Source organism: Streptomyces sp. SID13031, assembly GCF_010548305.1.
Lineage (GTDB): Bacteria > Actinomycetota > Actinomycetes > Propionibacteriales > Kribbellaceae > Kribbella.
On record NZ_JAAGLV010000014.1, the window covers coordinates 195038 to 213153 of the forward strand.

Here is an 18116-nt window from a genome sequence, read left to right on the forward strand (position 1 = left end):
GCACGGGCATGGGGCTTCGCGAGCTGAAGCGGGAACGAACCCGCCGGCTGATCTCGGACAAGGCGTTCGAGCTGTTCACCGACCACGGCTTCGGCCGGACCACGGTCGAGCAGATCGCCGCAGCCGCCGAGGTCGGGCCGAGCACGCTCTACCGGTACTTCCCGACCAAGGAGAGGCTGGTCCTGGAGTTCGTCGAGGAGAGCCTGTTCGGGGCGCTGAACTGGTTCCGCGACCAGCCGCCCGAGCTGGATCTGCCGGACGGCCTGCAGAGCGTGATCGAGCGGGTGCTCGATCAGCTGGAGCAGAATCCAGATCGGGTCCGGGCCGTGTACGAGCTGGCCGACCAGACGCTCTCGGTCAGCGCGAGCCTCGCTGAGGTGACCTGGCGCTGGCGCAATGAGCTGGCGGTCGAGCTGACTCGCCGGATCGCGAGTGACTCGGTGAAGTTCACGACCGTGGAGTTCACCGCCGCGCTGGCCGCGGGCACGGTGATGAACATCGTCGAGGTCGTCGTCCAGACCTGGGTCGACAACCCGGACGGCACTCAGGTCAAAGACCTGGCGAACGAAGCGATGGGCCTGCTCCGTGGCGGCGGTTTCCCGCTGCCTACAGTGCAGCCATGACGCCTGAGCTGGACCCCTCGACCGTTGTAGTGCACGCCGGCCGCCCGGCCCGGGTGCCGGACGCACCGCTGGGTGAGTCGCCCGTCTTCAGCTCGACCTACATCGCCGGCGGAAACCGGGGCTACGGCCGCTTCGACAACGACGCCTGGGCGGCGCTGGAGTCGACCCTCGGTGCGCTCGAAGGCGGCCGGGGTCTGAGCTTCGCCTCCGGCATGGCAGCGGCTGCCGCCGTCTGCGACCTCGTACCGGTTGGTGGGCGGGTAGTCGCGCCGCAGCACGCTTACAGCGGCGTACTGGCTCTGCTGGACCAGCAGGCGGCGACAGGGCGGCTGACTGTCACTCGGGTCTCCGTCACGGACACGGCTGCCGTGTCGGCAGCGGTAGTCGGTGCGGACATGCTGTGGATCGAGTCGCCGACCAACCCGGCCATGGAGGTCGCCGACCTGCCAGCCCTGGCAGCAGCCGGTCGTACTGCGGGCGCCACGGTAGTCGTCGACAACACGTTCGCCACGCCGCTCCTGCAGCAGCCGCTCTCCATGGGCGCCGACATCGTGCTGCACTCGGCCACCAAGTTCATTGCGGGCCACTCGGACGTAGTACTCGGCGCCCTCATCACCGACTCCGATGAGCTGTGGACGGCGCTGGAGCTGCGTCGCCGGAGCCTGGGCGCGATCCCCGGTCCGATGGAGGCGTTCCTGGCGCTCCGCGGCCTCCGCACTCTCGCCCTGCGACTGGAGCGAGCGCAGTCCAACGCAGCCTTCCTGGCCGAGCGCCTGCTGGAACACCCCCGCGTAAGCCTGGTCCGCTACCCCGGCCTCCCCGACGACCCAGGCCACAAGCTCGCGTCAGCCCAGATGTCCGGCTTCGGCGCCATCCTCGCCTTCGAACTCGGCGGCGACGCCGAATACGCCCAACGCGTCTGCGAATCCACCACTGTCTGGGTCCACGCCACCAGCCTCGGCGGCGTCGAATCCATGCTCGAACGCCGCCGCCGCTGGGCCATCGAAGTCCCCACCATCCCCGAAGACCTGATCAGACTGTCCGTAGGCATAGAACACCCCAACGACCTTTGGACAGACCTAGCCCAAGCGCTCGGCTGATCCCACATACAGGGCCGAACGAACCAGTACGACCTGTCGCTCGGGATGCTGCCTGGCGCCTACAGTGGGTGGGCATGGCGAGCATCTGGCAACAGCCCTTCGAGCTTGCATGGGAAGCTCTTGGGGTGGGGAGTTTTCCGGTGGGCGCGGTGTTGGTCGACCCCGATGGGCAGATTGTCCTGGCGGGGCGTAACCGCCGCGCCGACGAGGCCGGCCTGCTCGGTCAGATCAGCGGTGCCGCGATTGCTCATGCCGAGATCAACCTGCTGGCGCAACTCGGCCATGGGGACTATCGCGACTGGACGCTGCGCTCTTCACTCCAGCCGTGCTTGCTTTGTCTCAGTGCGGTTCGGGTGGGCGGTGTGGGGCACGTGAGTTATGCCGGGGCCGACCCGCTCTGGGACGGCTGTGCACAGGTTCCCGCCCTGCTCCCCGAGTTGCTGTCGAGCCGGTGGCCCACCACAACCGGCCCGGCCGAAGGGATGGACGGCGTCTGGGGCGCCCTGCTCCCCGCCATCTGGTACGTCGTGCACAAACCCGAGTCCGTCGCCGAGCCCACAGACCTCTTGCCTTGGGCAACAGTCCAGCTCGCCCGCGGATGTGTCACCACGGGCATCCTCGACGCACCGTCCGGGACCGACGCCTACAGCCTGGCTTCAGCGCTTCATCACCGAGGCTGAGGCGACCGTGATCGCGCACAGCACCACCGGCAGGATGAAGGCGATGTTGAGCGGCATCCAGTGCGCAAGCCCGCCGATCAAAGCCGGGCCCGCGAGCAGGCCGACGTAGCCGAGGCCGACCACCTTGGCCATCAGTGCGCCCGAGGCTCGGGTGTCGAGGTTGCCTGCTGCGGTGAAGAGTTGCGGTACGCCGCCGGACAGGCCGAGGCCGAACAGCGCCCACCCGACGAGAGCCACCGGCACCGACGGCACCACGATGACGGTGGTGAGACCGATGGCGGCCAGCAGAGCGCCGTACCGGACGATTGCTGCTGGGCCGACGATCGCTGCCACCCGGTCCGTGGCGAAACGTCCGATGGTCATGGCGACCGCGAAGGCGCCGTACGCGTAGGCCGCAGTACTGGTTGACGTGTCGAGCACATCGCGGAACTGCAGCGCCGCCCAGTCGTTGGCGACGCCCTCGGCGAGCATCAGCGCGAAGGCGAGCGCGCCGAGCTTCCAGACCAGCTTGCTCGGCGGGGCGACTCGCTCCGGTTCATCCGCTGCCGGCTCCGGCACTGCGGGCGCCTCGATCAGGAAGCGGCCAGCCGCGAGCGAGACGATGATGACGACCACTCCGGCCGCGCCCAGCGAGACAGAGGTCGGTACGTCGGCCTTCAGCGTCGCCGCGCCGATCAGCGCCGCGAACGCCCCGCCGATCGACCACATCGCATGGAAAGCGGCCATGATCGGACGCGGATAGGCGCGTTCGACGACAACCGCCTGGGAGTTCATCGCGACATCGATCGACCCATTGCCGAAGCCGACGGCGAGCAACGTGAGCCCGAGCGTCCACCAACTGTCGGCGAAGCCCGGTCCGAACAACGAGATGCCGAGCAGTACGCCGGACGCGGGGACCAGCCTGCGTTGACCGACCCGGTCAGCCAGTGGCCCGGCGACCTGCATACCGATGAAGGCCGCGCCGCCCAGGACGAGCAGCAGCAGGCCGAGCGTGCTGTGCGAGATACCGGTCGAGTGCTCGACGTTCGGGATGTGCACGACCCACATCCCGACGGCGAAGCCGTTCAGGCCGAAGTACGTCCAAGTGGCCACTCGGGCCGCGCGCGGGGGCGCGACAGCGGCAGTGTCGATGCTCAAGAGAGCCCTTCCAAAGATAGGTCCGCGACCTCGACGAGTACTCCGCGCTGCGCGAGCAACGTGCGGGACTCCTCGGGTGCGGTGGAATCGGTGATGATCAGGTCGGGATGGTCGGCCGGGCAGATGTAGGCGAGCGCGGCACGATCCCACTTGGCGCCGTCGGCCAGCACCATCGATCGGGTCGCCACTGCCATCGCCTGCTGTTTCACCTCGGCGTCACCCAGATCGAACGCGGTCATCCCCGCGTCGAGGCTGAACGCGCACGGACTCAGCACGGCCACGTCGAACCGCAGCGCCTTGAGCGAAGCCAAGGTGAGCGGACCGACCAGCGCCAACTCGCCCGGCCGCGGCTCGCCGCCCGGCAGGAGCAGCCGGACTCGCGGAGCGTCGATGAGCTCCTGGGCCACGTGCAGGGACAGCGGCATCACCGTGACCGCGCGATCGCGGAGCAGCTTGGCGACCTCGAGGGCCGTCGTACCGCTGTCCAGGACGATCGTCTCGCCGTCCTTCAGGTGCTCGACGGCGGCCCGCGCGATCGCCTGCTTCGGGCCGAGGTCGGCGGTCGCCCGCGCGGCGAACGGCGGCTCGACCCCGGTCGGCATCGCGGCGACCGCGCCACCGTGGACGCGCTTGAGCACGCCCTGCGCCGCGAGGTAGTCGAGATCGCGCCGGACCGTCATGTCGGAGGCGCCCGTCGCCGTCACCAACTCGGCGACGCCGACCCGGGTCGCGGCCCTGAGACGCTCGACGATGACGCGCTGTCGTTCCGTACTCTTCACAAGGAAAAGTTATCATCCAAATGTTCATTCAAACAAGCTGGTTGTTTGAATGGTGGAATCCGATGTGAGGTTGAGTCAGTGACCGAGATCCGCCAGGCCCGATACGCCGTCGCCGCGGTCTTCTGTGTGCATGGCTCGGTGGCGGGGTCGTTCGCGACCCGGGTGCCGTGGATCCAGGACCACGCCTCGGTCAGTCCGGGACAGCTCGGGCTGGCGCTCGCCTTCCCGGCGATCGGCGCCTCGCTCACGATGCCGCTGGCCGCGCGGATCAGCCACCGCTTCGGCAGCCGGACCGCCCTCCGCGGCCTGATCGCGCTCTGGACGCTCGCCTTCGTCCTGCCGTCGTTCGCACCCAATCTGGTGACTTTGTGCGCCGCGCTGTTCGTGTACGGCGCGACCGCGGGGATGGCCGACGTCGCGATGAACGCACTCGGCGTCGAGGTCGAGCAGCGACTCGGCAAGTCGATCATGTCCAGTCTGCACGGCATGTGGAGCGTCGGAGCGCTGGTCGGCTCCAGCATCGGTACCCTAGCCGCCCACCTCGATGTGAGCGCCCAGCTGCACCACACGGTCGCGGCCGTAGTACTGACTCTGGCGGGGACTACTGCCTGCCACTGGGTACTCAACTTGCGTCCGGCCGAGGACGAGGAGGCGCCACCACGCTTCGCCTTGCCACCGAAGTCCGCGTGGCTGATCGGGGCAGTGGGCTTCTGCTCCGTCTTCGCCGAGGGGGCGAGCCTGGACTGGTCTGCCGTCTACCTGCGCGACGTACTGACCACCTCGGCCGGTGTCGCCGCCGCTGCGACGACCGGCTTCGCACTGACGATGGCTGTCGCCCGGCTCGGCGGAGACGCGGTAGTCGACCGCTGGGGCGCAGTACGGACCGTGCGAGTCAGCGGCGCGATCGCCACGCTCGGCGGCGTACTAGTGGTGCTGGCTGGCCATCCACTGGTCGCCATAGCCGGCTTCGGACTGCTCGGGCTCGGCATTGCCGTAGTAGTACCGCTCGCCTTCGCCGCAGCCGGTCGTACCGGCCCCAACGCCAGCCAGGCGATCGCGGGAGTCGCCACTGTCACCTACACCGCAGGCCTGATCGCCCCGTCGATCATCGGCGGCATCGCCCAGGCCAGCAACCTCAGCATCTCCTTCATCCTGGTGACGGTGCTCGCAACCGGCATAGCCGTGTTCTCCGCCGTACTACGGCCTGCCGGCGTGCGGGACGGCCACGTCGACAGTTGAAACGAGGCCGGTGCGGTCCGGGCTCAGCATGTGCTCGAACCCGCGCCACTGGGCGGACAGCATGAACAACGTGGTGCCCTCAGAGCCGCCGAGCATGCAGGAGAAGGCGCCTCGGTCGAGGTCGACGGTCTCAAGCACTTCGCCGCCTCCTGCACCCGGACACAACGCTGCGCGGGCACATCGGCGTACCAGGCGGCGCCGTCGGCGTCGAGGCAGATGCCGTCGGGGTGACCGCCCTGGAGGTCGGCCCAGACGCGGCGGTTGGAGAGGCTGCCGTCGGCGCCGATGTCGAAGGCCGCGAGGTCGCAGGCGTACGACTCCGCGACGATCAGCGTCGAGTCGTCGGCGGTGATCGCCATGCCATTCCCGAACCGGATGCCGTCCGCAACCTGCCGGGCCCGCCCGTCGGGGGTCACGACGACGACCACACCGGGCTGGTTGAAGTCGAACCAGCCGCCGTTGACAAAGACGTTGCCGCGACTGTCGACGACGATCTCGTTGAACATGTCCGCCAGCCCGCTCAGGTCGGCGGACGGGACCAGCTCGCCGTTGTGCTGGTGGTACAGCGTCGTGCCGGCGATCAGCAGCAGCGTGCCGTCGGGCGTCCAGTCGATCGAGTACGGGATGGTCTCGGGCGGCACGGTGGCGATGACCTCGCTCTTGCCGTCATCCGGGCTGACCGCCAGCACCTCACCGGTCCCCCAGTTCGCGAGCCACAGCCGCCCGTCGTGCCAGCGCGCCGATTCGCCGTACGCGAGCCCATCCAGCAAGACCTTCGACATCGCCTTCTCCTTCAGCCAGGTGCTTTACCTTCTGGACGAAGTCACCGGCCGCGTTTCGACATCAGCCGCGCCGGGCGGTCACGATCGCGTACTCGTTGGAGACCTTGAGTGCCGCCGGATCCTCGTTGATCTCCCGTACTGCGGCCAGCAGGCGGCGCTCGAGCTCGGCCTGCAACTCATTGCCGTCGGGGCGGGAGGCCAATGCCTGCGCCGCGCTCACCGCCATCGGGTGCCGTGCCGACTTCTCCAGGTACTCCTCGGGCGACTTGCCGGTGAGGTTCATCGAGCGGCGCTCCAGCTCCACCACGAACCCGTGCTTGGCGAAGGCCTCTTGCAAGGCCGGCTCGTCGTGCCAGCCGAGCGGCTTGGGCGCGTCGGGGTCCGGTGCCGGGCCGCTGCCGAACACCTCGGCCATGAACTTGCCGGCGGCGCCGTTGATCGCCATCATCGATCCGCCGGGGACCCACGAGGTCAGCCGGATCACCCCGTCGGGTGCCGTCGCTCGCACCATCTCGGCGATCGCCGCGTCGGCATCCGGCGCGAAGATGACGGCGAAGACCGACAGCAGCAGGTCCGCGGTGCCGTCTTCGACAGGGATCGACGCAGCGTCACCAATGAGGAACTCGGCCTGCAGCCCGCGCTCGGTGGCTCGCTTCCGCGCGACCTCCACCAACCTCGCGGCCGGATCGACGCCAGTCACCACGGCGCCACGCTCGGCCGCCAGTAGTGCGGCGTTGCCGGTACCAGTCCCCAGATCGACGACACGCTTTCCTGCCAGCGGCTCCGACATCGCCACGACGACCTCGGAGATCGGCAACAGCGACTCCCCCGTCGGCTCGTACTGCCCCAGACCCCAGTCGAGCTCCACAGCCCGCTCCCTCCACCCGCAGGTTTGACGACCCCAGTAGACCACCAGGCCTACCTTGCAGTTGACGCCGTCCTCGACCTTGCAGTTGACACAGTGTGAAGCCGGACAGTGAAGGGACCATGATGAACATCGGAGAATTCGCCCACCTCGGCGGCGCTGCGTCTGCGGGAAGCCGAGCTGGAACGCCAGGTGCGCCACGACCGCCACACGCTCGACCGGGTCCAGGCGAGACTCCGACTGATCGAACAGGAGACTCAGGTGAACGTCGAGACCAAGTACGTCGAAGCTGTCACTCTCGCCGCCCTCTCAGCAGATGCCCCGGACGCCAGCCGCCAGCAGACGGGCGCCGTCGTACAAGCGCTGTTCGAGCAAGTCATCAACCAAATGGAAGCGGCCACCGCAGACCGCACAACACCAATCGCCCGCTACCAACCAACCCCACCCAACTCAGGCGAGGGCGAGTGCGGCGGGGGCGACAGCGCAAGTGACGGTCGTAGGGACAGCGGCGCCCAGGCGGTTCGGGTCACCGCCGGCTACGCACTTACCGGCGATCAGGTGCCCGGCCTGCAGGACCACGTTTTGCCGGCCACCCACGTGGCCGCCGTTGTCCACCACGGGCCGATGAACACCATCTCCACCGCGTACCAAGAGCTCGCCCGGTGGGCGGAATCCACCGGGCGACCGTCCGCAGGTTTGTCTTGGCGCGAGCACTACCTCGAAGCGAACGGCGACGACCAGTCGCACTGGATCGTCGAGGTCCAGCTGGAGCTCGACTGACCTACTGCTCAACTGACTCACTTGCTCGGGTGGGCTACTTGTCGGTGGCGAAGGCGTCGTCGAAGGAGCCTTCGGGTTTGTCGAAGGCCAGTTTGCGGATGACGTCGACTGCTTCGGCGGCGCCGACCTTGCGTTCCATCCCGGCGTCTTCCCACTCGACCGAGATCGGGCCCTCGTAGCCGATCGAGTTGAGGACGCGGAAGCAGTCCTCCCAGTTCACGTCGCCGTGGCCGGTCGAGTAGAAGTCCCAGCCGCGCCGCGGGTCGCCCCACGGCAGGTGCGAGCCGAGGCGTCCGTTGCGCCCGCCGCCGACGCGCATCCGGGTGTCCTTGCAGTCGACGTGGTAGATCCGGTCCTTGAAGTCCCACAAGAAGGCGGCCGGGTCGATGTCCTGCCACACCATGTGGCTCGGGTCCCAGTTCAGTCCGAACGCCTCGCGGTGGCCGATCGCCTCCAGCGTCAGCGTCGTGGTCCAGTAGTCGTAGGCGATCTCCGACGGATGCACCTCGTGCGCGAACCGCACGCCGACCTCGTCGAAGACGTCGAGGATCGGGTTCCACCGGTCCGCGAAGTCCTTGTACCCCGCCTCGATCCGCTCGGCCGGTACCGGCGGGAACATCGCGACGTACTGCCAGATCGACGATCCGGTGAACCCGACCACCGTCTTCACGCCGAGCTTGGCCGCCGCTCGCGCGGTGTTCTTCATGTCCTCGGCCGCCCGCTGCCGGACACCTTCGGGATCCCCGTCGCCCCACACCCGCGACGGCAGGATCGCCTGGTGCCGGAAGTCGATCGGGTCGTCGCAGATCGCCTGCCCGACCAGGTGGTTGGAGATCGCGAAGACCTGCAGCCCGTGCCGCTCGAGGATCTCCTTGCGGCCGGCGATGTAGTTCTCGTCGTCGATCGCCTGCTGGACGTCGAAGTGGTCACCGGAGCAGGCGATCTCGACGCCGTCGTAGCCCCAGGAGGAAGCGAGACTGCAGACCTCTTCGAAGGGCAGGTCGGCCCACTGACCGGTGAACAGGGTGATCGGGCGTGGCATGTGGGGACTCCTCGATGATCAGTCGTGCGATGAGGTCGTGGGTTCAGTTCTCGACAGTGGTCCAGGCGCCGTCCGCGGCAGCGGACCGCAGTACGGCGTCGACGAGGTGAGCCGAGCGGACGCCGGCCGCGAAGTCCGGCAGTCCGTCCGGTTGGTCGCCGTCCAGCGCGGCCGCGTAGGTGTCGGCGACAAACGAATCGAACGCGTCCTGATAGCCCTGCGCGTGACCGGCAGGCAGCCGGTTGACCCGCGCCGCGGGCGGGCTGAGGGTCTCGGGATCGCGCGTCAGCAGTTGGCTCGCCGCGCGTCGTCCGACCCACAACCGATCCGGGTCCTCCTGGTCGAAGCCGAAACTCGACTCGGTCCCGGAAACCTCCAGATACAGGCGGTTCTTGCGCCCAGCTGCGACCTGGCTGACGACGACCGTCCCGACGACGCCCGCAGCAGTACGGAACTGTGCGGTCGCCAGATCTTCGGTCCGTACTTCGACGCCGCCGCGGCTCGCACGAATAGTGCGGGTCTGCGCGCTCACGTCGGCGATCCGGTCACCCGTGACGAACTCGGTCAGGTCGCACCAGTGCGACCCGATGTCGGCGAACGCCCGCGACGGACCACCCGCGGTGTCGTCCACGCGCCAGTTCTGGTCGTTCTCACCGGCCAGCCAGTCCTGCAGATAGCTCCCGTGCAGGCTGGTGATCTGGCCCGCGTCACCCTCCGCGATCCTCGTCCGCAACTCGCGCACCATCGGGTGGTACCGGTAGACGAACGGAACGGTGGCGACGCGACCGGCCTCCAGCGCGGCGGCGAGCAACCCGGTCGCATCCTTGGCGGACGTGGCCAGCGGCTTCTCGCAGATGACGTGCTTACCCGCCTCGAGCGCTTGCAACGTGACCGACAGGTGCGTGTTGTTCGGCGTACAGACGTGCACGAGATCGATGTCGGCGGCGAGCAACTCGTCCAGCGTCGCGAAGCCGCGCTCGGCGCCCGACGCCTCAGCGGCGGCCTCGGCCCGATCTGGACTGGACCCGACCGCGCCGACGATCTGCGCGCCCGCGACCAACGCGGACCGTCCGTGCACGCGGCCCATGAAGCCGCCACCGACGATCCCGACCTTGAGCTTGCGCGCTGTGGTGGACATGGATGCGACGCTATGCGAGACTTTTGTTTCCTGTCAAGCAGAAGTCTCGCAACGAACGGCGGAAGTCTCATGGGCGACGAGCTCAGCGCACGGGCGGCGGATCCCGATCCACTGCTGCAGTTGCTGCTGGACGGGCAGCCCCGGACCCGCAACCAGTTGATGGACCTGACCGGCCTGGCCCGCTCCACGGTCACCGGGCGGCTGGAGTTGCTGGTCGCGCAGGAATTCGTCGTACCGCACGAGGCGGCCGAGTCGACCGGCGGCAGGCCTCCCGGGCGCTTCAGGTTCAACCCCACGGCGCGCTTGGTCCTGGCCGCCGACATCGGTGCCACCCACCTGACCGTCGCGCTCGCCGATCTGGCCGGCGAGATCCTCGACAGCGCCACCATCAGCCAGAACATCGCCGACGGCCCGGAGGTCGTCCTGGCCACGCTCACCGAGCACGCGCGGGCACTCTTGGCCCGCCATCCCAACGGACGGCTCGCGGGCGCCGGCGTCGGTCTCCCCGGCCCGGTCGAGCATCTGACCGGGCGCCCCAACCACCCACCGATCATGCCCGGCTGGGATTCGTACGACGTCGTCGGCCGGCTCACCGCCGAGTTCACCGGCCCGGTCCTCGTCGACAACGACGTCAACCTGATGGCCCTCGGCGAGCACACCAGTCAGTACGCCGACGTCGAGCACCTGTTGTTCGTCAAGGTCGCCACCGGCATCGGAGCCGGCCTGATCAGCGGCGGCCGCCTGCATCGCGGCGCCCAAGGCGCGGCCGGCGACATCGGCCACATCCAGGCCGCCGGCCACACCGAGCTCTGCCGCTGCGGCAACACCGGCTGCCTGGAAGCAGTCGCGTCCGCCGCGGCCATCGCCACCCAACTGCGCGCAGGGGGTCTCGAGGCAACCAGCAGCCAGGATGTCGTCGAGCTCGTTCGCGCAGGCAACACGGCCGCCACCCAAGCTGTTCGGCAAGCCGGCCGCGAGATCGGTACCGTCCTGGCGGCCTGCGTCAGCCTCATCAACCCGTCGGTCCTGGTGATCGGCGGCTCCCTGTCCCAAGCCGGCGACAGCCTCCTGGCCGGCATCCGCGAAGCGATCTACGCCAGATCCTTGCCCTTGGCCACCACCGACCTGAAGGTAGTCCCCTCCCGAACCAGCCACCAAGCAGCAGTCCGAGGAGCAGCCGCAATGATCCTCCAACACACCCTGGGCCTGTAGCCTCACGCATCTCCTCCGTCGGCGCTCCCACCCAGAACGCGGCTCGTCCGTCACCGCTCGAAGCGAACAGAGAGCCCTTTCGTCGGACGATTCGCCCATTGGTCTGCCGGTGGCGAACCCCCACGAAGCGGGGTTGAGCGGCCGATGCACATCTGAGGTGACGACGGTTCGCAAGACGCGGCCGCATCGACGAACACCACCCGACCGGTTTCGTCGATGGAAGCGGTCCGTGCCGAAAGCACGCGAGTCCGCTGGCCGCAGACCATCGGAAGCTGCTCGGCCCGGCTCCCCTGCGATCTCGACGAAGCACCGCATACCTGAATGCCAGAGCAGAGCCGGCCCACGCGCTCGATCTGCTCGGCGAGCAACGAAGTACCCGCTCGCCGGGCATACGGAAGCAGCGATGGAGCAACTGCCTGCCGGGTACACGCGAGCAGCGACAGTGCTGCCGCCCCACCCGAGAACGGAGCTCCTGCGTCGCTTACTGCCCACGAACACCTGCTCGCCTCTCGAACCGAGGGCCCAGCCACCTATCCCCCCATGACCATGCATACCCGCTGAGCAACCCGGCCCGGCCAAACGCCCACCGACGACCGCCTCAACGGGCGACGTCGCGCAACCTTGTGCACCCTCTGAGCATCCGCTGCGGACGTTGGCGCTCAGGAGGTGCACAAAGTCGTGGCAATCTCGACGGGAGCACCCGCGACCCGGGTACACGCGAGTAGCGACGCAGGAGTTGCGTTCTGGGGTGGGCGGGGGTGGGGGAACTACCCCCAGCGTTCGGACTTGGCTGATCTCGATACCAGGCTGAAGAGCATGTCCTTCGGGGTCATCTCGCCGGCGACGACCTTGGTGACGTGTTCGGCGATCGGCATTTCCACGTCGTGGTGGTGGGCGAGTTCGGAGATCGAGGCGCAGGACTTCACGCCCTCGGCGACCTGGCGGGTTGCGCCGGCGATCTCCGCGACCGTCATCCCTTGGCCGAGTTTCTCGCCGAAGGTGCGGTTGCGGGACAGGGGTGACGAGCAGGTGGCAACCAGGTCACCCAGGCCGGCCAGACCGGAGAAGGTGTGCTCGTCGGCGCCCAGCGCAGTACCAAGGCGCGCGGTCTCGACCAGCCCCCGGGTGATGACGGAGGCGCGTGCGTTGTCGCCGAAGCCCAGTCCGACGGCCATCCCGACGGCAAGCGCGATCACGTTCTTCGTGGCGCCGCCGAGTTCGCAGCCGATCACGTCGTTGTTCGTGTACGGGCGGAACGTCGGCGAGTGGCACAACTTCTGCAGCCGGGCAGCCGTTCCCTCATCGGCGCACGCGACAACGGCAGCGGCCGGCTGGCCCTCGGCGATCTCGCGGGCAAGATTCGGGCCGGAGACGACAGCGATCCGCTCGGGGCCGGCGCCGGTCAGCTCCGCGATCACCTCGCTCATCCGCTTCGTAGTACCGACCTCGACGCCCTTCATCAACGAAACCAGCGGTACCGCGGCCGGCAGCACGTCGGCCCAGTCGCGCAGGTTGGCTCGCAGCGACTGTGAAGGAACGGCGAGCACGATCGCCTCAGCGCCCTCGGCGGCGAGCGCCGGGTCGTGCGTTGCGGTGATCGCGTCCGGAAGTCTCAGGCCGGGCAGGTAGTCCGGGTTCTCGTGCCGCGTGTTGATCGCTTCGCAGAGCGATTCGCGGCGTCCCCAGACGGACACCTGATTACCAGCCTGGGCCAGGACAATCGCGAAGGCGGTCCCCCAGGACCCCGCGCCGAACACCGCAATCTTGGTCATCGAGTCTCCCCATCCTCACGGTTGTCTTCAGACGTCTTCGGCTCTGCAGCCTGGTCTTCCCGGGCTTTGTAATCCCGCAGATCGAAGAGCTCCTTGGGCGGAGTCTCCCCGCGCAGTACGCCGAGCTCCCCGGCCACCCGCTGCATGATCACCTCGGTTGCCTCGTGCAACAGCTCGTTCGTGATCGGCTTGCCCTGGAAAGCGCTCAGGTCGACCGGTTCCCCCGCGATCACCCGCATCGTCTTCCGCGGCAGCAGCCGCACGCGAAGGCTGCCGTACGACGCGAAGATCTCCTGCGCACCCCAGTTCGCGATCGGGATCACCGGGCAGCCCGTCATCAGCGCGATCCGCGCCGCGCCGGTCTTGCCGGTCATCGGCCACAGCTCCGGGTCCCGGGTGATCGTGCCCTCGGGATAGACGCCAACGCACTCGCCCTTCTCCACCGCGGCGACCGCTGCCCGGAACGCGTCCGCGGCCTCGGCCGAGTCGCGGTACACCGGGATCTGTCCCGCGCTGGTGATGATCCGGCCTGCGATCGGCAGCTTGAACAGCGACGCCTTGCCGAGCAGCCGCGGGATCCGCCGGCACTCCCAGATGTACATCCCCAGCACGAACGGGTCGAAGTGCGAGATGTGGTTCGTCACGAACACCAGACCACCGGTCCGCGGCACGTTCTCGCGACCGCGGAAGTCCCGCTTGGTCCAGATCAGCATGAACGGTTTGACGATGGCCACCACCAGGCCGAACCAGAACCCCCGCCGTGGCCGGGGTCCCTCGGTGGTGCGCTGGCCGTTCACTACTGCCTCCTGGTGGCTGTTGTCGCCGTCGGTCATGGGAGAATCCTGCCTGATGGCAGACCTACAGGTCGTTCCCTGGACCCTGGTGATCCCGGTGAAGCGTACGGCGATCGCTAAGAGCCGGCTGGCTTCCGCATACCCGCAGCACCGTCCGGAGCTCGCTCGCGCCTTCGCAGTCGACACTACTGCGGCTGCACTCGAGTCTCCTCTGGTCCGCGCGGTCCTGGTTGTCACGGATGACCCAGTGGTCGCAGCGGACGTCACCGCGATCGGCGCGCGCGTAGTACCGGACGTGCCGGGTGCAGGGCTCAACGGCGCTCTGGAGCACGGTGCAGCGGTTGCAGCGGCCGAGTACCCAGAGTCCGGGGTAGTGGCGCTCTCAGCCGACCTACCGGCGCTCAGACCGTCCGAGCTGACTGCTGCCCTTGCAGCCTGCACCGCAGCGCGCAACCTCGTCATAGACGAGCCAGGGACCGGTACTACGATGCTCGCCGCCGCCCCCGGCGTTCCCCTGGATCCCCGCTTCGGTGTGGGTTCCGCACTAGCCCACCAGGCGTCTGGTGCAGTAGCGATCGAGCTGGTCGCGATCGAGTCGCTGCGGCGTGACGTGGACACCGCAGCGGACCTGGCGCACGCAGTACAGCTAGGTGTCGGTCCCCGGACTGCTGATGTGATGTCACTGGTGATGGGCGCCGCGACGGGCACTGAAGGCCTTGCCTGCTAGAGGCCTGTCAAAGGCCGCTACCGTAAGGCCATGCAAGCAACAGTCAGCCGCTACGACGCTGCGACAGCCTCCGGTGCAGTGTTGACCGACACGGGCATCGAGTTGCCCTTCGACGCCGAAGCCCTCATCGGTACTCCGGTGCGCCTGCTCCGCCTCGGCCAGCGAGTCCGCCTGATCACCACAGGCTCCGGCGCCGGCCTGGCGATCTCCGAGGTCCACTTCATCACTCTGCCCTGAACCAGATTGCCCTCGGCAACCCTGGCGGCAACGGCAACGGCGAAGGCCGGTCGCCCCTGGTGTGGGGAGACCGGCCTTCGCTGGTGATGCTGGTACTACCAAGTGCTGACGGGTCAGCGAGCAGCTACGCGCTTCGCCGGAGCCTTCTTGGCGGGGGCCTTCTTGGCCGGCGCCTTCTTGGCAACGGTCTTGGCGGGAGCCTTCTTCGCGACCGGGGCCGCCTTCTTCGCGACGGTCTTGACCGGGGCCTTCTTGGCCGGGGCCTTCTTCGCAACCGTCTTGGTGGCGACGGCCTTTGCCGGAGCCTTCTTGGCGGCGGCCTTGACCGGAGCGGCCTTCTTGGCCGGCGCGGCCGTCTTGGCCGGCGCAGCCTTGGTGGCCGGGGCCGCCTTCGGTGCAACCAGCTTCGGCAGCTTCTTGGCGCCGGAGACGACGGCCTTCAGCTCCGCACCCGCGCGGAACTTCGGAACCACGGTCTTCTTGGCCCGCTTGGTCTCGCCGGTCCGCGGGTTGCGAACCATGCGTGCCCCGCGCTCGATGGCCTCGAAGGCACCGAACCCGGTGATGGCAACCTTGCCGCCCTTCTTGGTCAGCTCGCGCTGGACGGTGTCGATGACCGACTCCAAGGCGTGCTGGGCCGAACGGCGATTTCCGTCGAAGTGCACTGCGAGCGCTTCGACCAACTGGCTCTTGTTCACTGTCTTCCCTCCGTGAACGATGGCGTCGAGCACAGCGCTCGATCTTCCGTGAACGTTATGGACTCATCGGCGTGTTCACAAACACCAACGCGGCAATTCGCCCTTGTTTCAGGTGATTTGGACCAAATTTTTCCCCGATTGGCCTCCGAAGGGGCTTCTGATTCCCTTCAGAGCAACGAACCGGCGACCAACGGTGACCTCGGCCACATCACCGATCGAGGCGCTGAAAGGGCTTTCAGCGCCGCTTTCCGCGCAAGGTACGGACGCCGGACTGGGCTGTGTCGAGCCCTTTGGTCACTGCGTTCTCACCCTTGCGGGCCTTCAGTTCTGCACTGACCTTGCCCAGCAACCACTCCAGCAAAGGCACCGCGATCGCCAGCACGACCCACATGATGAGCCGCCGCCGCAGGAACAGCCACATAGCCACAACCTCCTCGAGACAACCGGAGTTGCAGACTAACCGTCCTCTTCCTACAACCAGCCGCGACGCTTGAAGATCAGGTGCAGACCACCACACACCATCGCCATCAGGCCGACCGCGAAGGGATAGCCGTACTGCCAATGCAGCTCCGGCATGACGTCGAAGTTCATCCCGTAGACCGTGCCGATCAACGTCGGGGCGAACAGGATCGCCGCCCAGGCGGAGATCCGCTTGACCTCTTCGTTCTGCGAGTTGCTCGCCATCGTGAGGCTCTTCATCTCTTCGTTCTGCTGCTGGGCGACCAGCGTCGCGTTCACCGTCAGGATGTCGCGGAGCAGTTCGCGGAAGGCGTCCACCCGCTCGACCACCTGGGTGACGTGGTCGGCCACGTCCCGCAGCGAACGTTGCAGTTCCTCGTCGACGCCGTACTTGTCGAAGCCCGCCCGCAACGAGTCGAGCATGCCGACCAGCGGCCGGGTCGCGCGCTGGAACTCGATCACCTCACGCGACAGCTCGTAGATGCGCCGCGACACCTTCGGGTCGCCACGGAACACCTCGGTCTCGATCTCGTCGATGTCGTTCTCGAGCCCGGCGACCACCGGCGCATAGCCGTCGACGACCTTGTCCATGATCGCGTAGAGAACAGCCTCGGTCCCTTGGCGCAGCAGCTCGGGATCGCGTTCGACCCGGCGGCGGACCGCGGCCAGGTTCGGCGCCTCGGCGTGCCGGACCGTCACCACGAAGTCCGGGCCGACGAACACGTGCACCTCGCCGAACTCGACCTCCTCGGTCGCGTCCCGGTACCGAGCAGCCTTCAGTACGACGAACAACGTGTCGCCGTAGCGCTCGAGCTTCGGCCGCTGATGGGCCTGGATGGCGTCCTCGATCGCCAGCTCGTGCAGGTCGAACTCCTGGGCCAGCGAGGTCAGTTCGCGCCGGTCAGGGCGGTACAGGCCGATCCAGGCAAGGCTCTGCGGCGACTCGTGCAGTACCTGGTAGGTGTCTGCCAGCGATTCCGGCGACGCGACCCGTGAGCCGTCGCAGTAGATCGCGCTGTCGACGACGCTGTGCCCCTTGGGCTTGTGGGCCGTGGGCTGCGCGGGCTTCTGCTCGATCGGCGCGGGATCGGCGACAGCACCGGCGTACCGGCGGGCGGCGGCGCGGAGGGACGGGGTGCGGCTGAACGCACGGAGCGTGCGCAGGCGAATGTCGGACATGACGAATCCTCCAGGTGCGAGGTGCGGGATCGAGGGGCGACACATCGCCCGGCCCCGCGCTGCAGATCACCCGGCGCGGAGCCGCGCCGGGATGATCTGGACCTAGCAGAAGAGGATTCAGCGCCTCAAGGCCGAACGAGATCCATATGTCTGGAGGGTTCGCTGCTCATGGCGCCCCACCTCCAAGATCTCGTAGTTCCTTGTCACGGCCTGTGCTGACAACTTCAAGAGGATAACACCGGAGTTATCGGTCCGGCTGTGCGATTCGTTACGCCCGCACCGGAAGCGTGGCCGGCTTGAAGGCCGGCCTGGTCGCCTCGTACGTCGTGATGTCGGCCTCGTGGGACAAGGTGATGCCGACGTCGTCGAGCCCGTTCAGCAGCCGGTAGCGGGTGTAGTCGTCGATCTCGAATGGCGCCGAGACGTCACCAGCCGAGATCGTCTTGTTCTCCAGGTCGACGGTCACCTTGGTGCCGGGATCCTGCTCGACCGCGGCCCAGAGCCGGTCGACGACGTCCTGCTCGACGAGCGCGGCGAGCAGCCCGGCCTTGCCGGAGTTGCCGCGGAAGATGTCCCCGAAGCGCGAGGCCACGACGACGCGGAACCCGTAGTCCATCAGGGCCCAGACGGCGTGCTCACGCGACGATCCGGTACCGAAGTCCGGCCCGGCGACGAGCACCGAGACCCCTTCGTACTCGGGCTGGTTCAGGATGAAGGCGGGATCGTTGCGCCAGGCAGCGAACAGGCCGTCCTCGAAACCGGTCCGGGTGACCCGCTTGAGGTAGACCGCCGGGATGATCTGGTCGGTGTCGACGTTGCTGCGCCGCAGCGGAACCGCGGTGCCGATGTGCTGGGTGAAGGCTTCCATGATCT

Annotated in this window: 20 protein-coding genes; 8 read left to right on the plus strand and 12 right to left on the minus strand. The window is 67.9% G+C overall.

The features are described 5' to 3' along the window. Window positions 1-8: 8 nt before the first annotated feature. The 3 genes from G3I17_RS26950 (at window position 9) to G3I17_RS26960 (ending at window position 2403) form a co-directional block, all read left to right on the plus strand. Window positions 9-623: a TetR/AcrR family transcriptional regulator gene (locus tag G3I17_RS26950; protein ID WP_164600385.1), complete on the plus strand. Its 615-nt coding sequence runs from the start codon at window positions 9-11 to the stop codon at window positions 621-623. Then, window positions 620-1723, plus strand: a complete 1104-nt coding sequence (locus G3I17_RS26955; RefSeq protein ID WP_203590792.1) for a PLP-dependent transferase — start codon at window positions 620-622, stop codon at window positions 1721-1723. Before G3I17_RS26950 ends, G3I17_RS26955 begins: the two co-directional genes overlap by 4 nt. Before the next feature lie 74 nt (window positions 1724-1797). Next, the gene (locus tag G3I17_RS26960) at window positions 1798-2403 is read left to right on the plus strand and encodes a nucleoside deaminase (RefSeq protein WP_164600386.1); all 606 of its coding nucleotides are present in this window, start codon (window positions 1798-1800) and stop codon (window positions 2401-2403) included. Here the strand turns inward: G3I17_RS26960 and G3I17_RS26965 are convergent. After that, on the minus strand, window positions 2380-3540 hold the full coding sequence (locus tag G3I17_RS26965) for an MFS transporter (protein WP_164600387.1): 1161 nt from the start codon (window positions 3538-3540) through the stop codon (window positions 2380-2382). The genes G3I17_RS26960 and G3I17_RS26965 overlap by 24 nt on opposite strands. Beyond that, entirely contained in the window at window positions 3537-4319 is a 783-nt protein-coding gene (locus tag G3I17_RS26970) for a DeoR/GlpR family DNA-binding transcription regulator (protein ID WP_164600388.1), read from the minus strand. The genes G3I17_RS26965 and G3I17_RS26970 overlap by 4 nt, the downstream gene beginning before the upstream one ends. 78 nt (window positions 4320-4397) lie before the next feature. Between G3I17_RS26970 and G3I17_RS26975 the strand changes: the two genes are divergently transcribed. Continuing rightward, complete coding sequence (locus G3I17_RS26975) at window positions 4398-5558, plus strand: MFS transporter (protein ID WP_343238429.1); 1161 nt, start codon at window positions 4398-4400, stop codon at window positions 5556-5558. Window positions 5559-5581: 23 nt separating this feature from the next. On the opposite strand, the gene G3I17_RS26980 is transcribed toward G3I17_RS26975, so the two are convergent. Together G3I17_RS26980 and G3I17_RS26985 are read right to left on the minus strand one after the other, a co-directional pair. After that, window positions 5582-6340, minus strand: coding sequence for an SMP-30/gluconolactonase/LRE family protein (locus G3I17_RS26980; protein ID WP_239062935.1), 759 nt, complete (start codon window positions 6338-6340; stop codon window positions 5582-5584). A 61-nt stretch (window positions 6341-6401) separates the two neighbouring features. Then, on the minus strand, window positions 6402-7208 hold the full coding sequence (locus tag G3I17_RS26985; RefSeq protein WP_164600389.1) for a class I SAM-dependent methyltransferase: 807 nt from the start codon (window positions 7206-7208) through the stop codon (window positions 6402-6404). 258 nt (window positions 7209-7466) lie between these two features. Between G3I17_RS26985 and G3I17_RS26990 the strand changes: the two genes are divergently transcribed. Further along, on the plus strand, window positions 7467-7985 hold the full coding sequence (locus tag G3I17_RS26990) for a GyrI-like domain-containing protein (RefSeq protein ID WP_164600390.1): 519 nt from the start codon (window positions 7467-7469) through the stop codon (window positions 7983-7985). A 34-nt stretch (window positions 7986-8019) separates the two neighbouring features. Here the strand turns inward: G3I17_RS26990 and G3I17_RS26995 are convergent, their stop codons facing one another. Continuing rightward, the gene (locus G3I17_RS26995) at window positions 8020-9027 is read right to left on the minus strand and encodes a sugar phosphate isomerase/epimerase family protein (protein WP_164600391.1); all 1008 of its coding nucleotides are present in this window, start codon (window positions 9025-9027) and stop codon (window positions 8020-8022) included. A gap of 43 nt (window positions 9028-9070) precedes the next feature. Continuing rightward, the gene (locus G3I17_RS27000; protein ID WP_164600392.1) at window positions 9071-10165 is read right to left on the minus strand and encodes a Gfo/Idh/MocA family oxidoreductase; all 1095 of its coding nucleotides are present in this window, start codon (window positions 10163-10165) and stop codon (window positions 9071-9073) included. A 69-nt stretch (window positions 10166-10234) separates the two neighbouring features. Here G3I17_RS27000 and G3I17_RS27005 point away from each other — a divergent pair, with 69 nt between their 5' ends. Then, the gene (locus G3I17_RS27005; RefSeq protein ID WP_164600393.1) at window positions 10235-11377 is read left to right on the plus strand and encodes an ROK family protein; all 1143 of its coding nucleotides are present in this window, start codon (window positions 10235-10237) and stop codon (window positions 11375-11377) included. A gap of 767 nt (window positions 11378-12144) precedes the next feature. Here G3I17_RS27005 and G3I17_RS27010 read toward each other — a convergent pair. Both G3I17_RS27010 and G3I17_RS27015 read right to left on the minus strand, forming a co-directional pair. Then, a complete protein-coding gene (locus G3I17_RS27010) occupies window positions 12145-13149 on the minus strand; it encodes an NAD(P)H-dependent glycerol-3-phosphate dehydrogenase (protein ID WP_164600394.1) in 1005 nt (334 codons plus the stop codon). Next, window positions 13146-13982 carry a lysophospholipid acyltransferase family protein gene (locus tag G3I17_RS27015; RefSeq protein ID WP_164600395.1) on the minus strand — a complete coding sequence of 279 codons (837 nt, stop codon included), beginning with the start codon at window positions 13980-13982 and terminating at the stop codon, window positions 13146-13148. Before G3I17_RS27015 ends, G3I17_RS27010 begins: the two co-directional genes overlap by 4 nt. A 16-nt stretch (window positions 13983-13998) precedes the next feature. Between G3I17_RS27015 and cofC the strand changes: the two genes are divergently transcribed. Both cofC and G3I17_RS27025 read left to right on the plus strand, forming a co-directional pair. After that, window positions 13999-14670, plus strand: a complete 672-nt coding sequence (gene cofC / locus G3I17_RS27020) for a 2-phospho-L-lactate guanylyltransferase (RefSeq protein ID WP_164600396.1) — start codon at window positions 13999-14001, stop codon at window positions 14668-14670. Between the two features lie 30 nt (window positions 14671-14700). Beyond that, window positions 14701-14907, plus strand: a complete 207-nt coding sequence (locus G3I17_RS27025; protein ID WP_164600397.1) for a hypothetical protein — start codon at window positions 14701-14703, stop codon at window positions 14905-14907. A 113-nt stretch (window positions 14908-15020) separates the two neighbouring features. Here the strand turns inward: G3I17_RS27025 and G3I17_RS27030 are convergent, their stop codons facing one another. The 4 genes from G3I17_RS27030 to leuD all read right to left on the minus strand — a co-directional run bounded on the left by G3I17_RS27030 (window position 15021) and on the right by leuD (window position 18111). Next, window positions 15021-15605: an HU family DNA-binding protein gene (locus tag G3I17_RS27030; RefSeq protein ID WP_164600398.1), complete on the minus strand. Its 585-nt coding sequence runs from the start codon at window positions 15603-15605 to the stop codon at window positions 15021-15023. A 235-nt stretch (window positions 15606-15840) separates the two neighbouring features. Then, window positions 15841-16026, minus strand: coding sequence for a hypothetical protein (locus G3I17_RS27035; RefSeq protein ID WP_164600399.1), 186 nt, complete (start codon window positions 16024-16026; stop codon window positions 15841-15843). 50 nt (window positions 16027-16076) lie between these two features. Beyond that, window positions 16077-17243 carry a magnesium/cobalt transporter CorA gene (gene corA / locus G3I17_RS27040; RefSeq protein ID WP_164600400.1) on the minus strand — a complete coding sequence of 389 codons (1167 nt, stop codon included), beginning with the start codon at window positions 17241-17243 and terminating at the stop codon, window positions 16077-16079. 268 nt (window positions 17244-17511) lie between these two features. After that, window positions 17512-18111 (minus strand): 3-isopropylmalate dehydratase small subunit, encoded by a 600-nt coding sequence (gene leuD / locus G3I17_RS27045; RefSeq protein ID WP_164600401.1) that lies wholly within the window; start codon window positions 18109-18111, stop codon window positions 17512-17514. Between the last annotated feature and the right edge of the window lie 5 nt (window positions 18112-18116).

Coding starts and splice junctions, on each gene's coding strand:
- G3I17_RS26950 (WP_164600385.1), top strand. CDS start 9: ATGGGGCTTCGCGAGCTGAAGCGGGAACGAACCCGCCGGCTGATCTCG.
- G3I17_RS26955 (WP_203590792.1), top strand. CDS start 620: ATGACGCCTGAGCTGGACCCCTCGACCGTTGTAGTGCACGCCGGCCGC.
- G3I17_RS26960 (WP_164600386.1), top strand. CDS start 1,798: ATGGCGAGCATCTGGCAACAGCCCTTCGAGCTTGCATGGGAAGCTCTT.
- G3I17_RS26980 (WP_239062935.1), bottom strand. CDS start 6,340: ATGTCGAAGGTCTTGCTGGATGGGCTCGCGTACGGCGAATCGGCGCGC.
- G3I17_RS26995 (WP_164600391.1), bottom strand. CDS start 9,027: ATGCCACGCCCGATCACCCTGTTCACCGGTCAGTGGGCCGACCTGCCC.
- G3I17_RS27000 (WP_164600392.1), bottom strand. CDS start 10,165: ATGTCCACCACAGCGCGCAAGCTCAAGGTCGGGATCGTCGGTGGCGGC.
- G3I17_RS27005 (WP_164600393.1), top strand. CDS start 10,235: ATGGGCGACGAGCTCAGCGCACGGGCGGCGGATCCCGATCCACTGCTG.
- G3I17_RS27010 (WP_164600394.1), bottom strand. CDS start 13,149: ATGACCAAGATTGCGGTGTTCGGCGCGGGGTCCTGGGGGACCGCCTTC.
- G3I17_RS27015 (WP_164600395.1), bottom strand. CDS start 13,982: ATGACCGACGGCGACAACAGCCACCAGGAGGCAGTAGTGAACGGCCAG.
- cofC (WP_164600396.1), top strand. CDS start 13,999: ATGGCAGACCTACAGGTCGTTCCCTGGACCCTGGTGATCCCGGTGAAG.
- G3I17_RS27025 (WP_164600397.1), top strand. CDS start 14,701: ATGCAAGCAACAGTCAGCCGCTACGACGCTGCGACAGCCTCCGGTGCA.
- G3I17_RS27035 (WP_164600399.1), bottom strand. CDS start 16,026: ATGTGGCTGTTCCTGCGGCGGCGGCTCATCATGTGGGTCGTGCTGGCG.
- corA (WP_164600400.1), bottom strand. CDS start 17,243: ATGTCCGACATTCGCCTGCGCACGCTCCGTGCGTTCAGCCGCACCCCG.
- leuD (WP_164600401.1), bottom strand. CDS start 18,111: ATGGAAGCCTTCACCCAGCACATCGGCACCGCGGTTCCGCTGCGGCGC.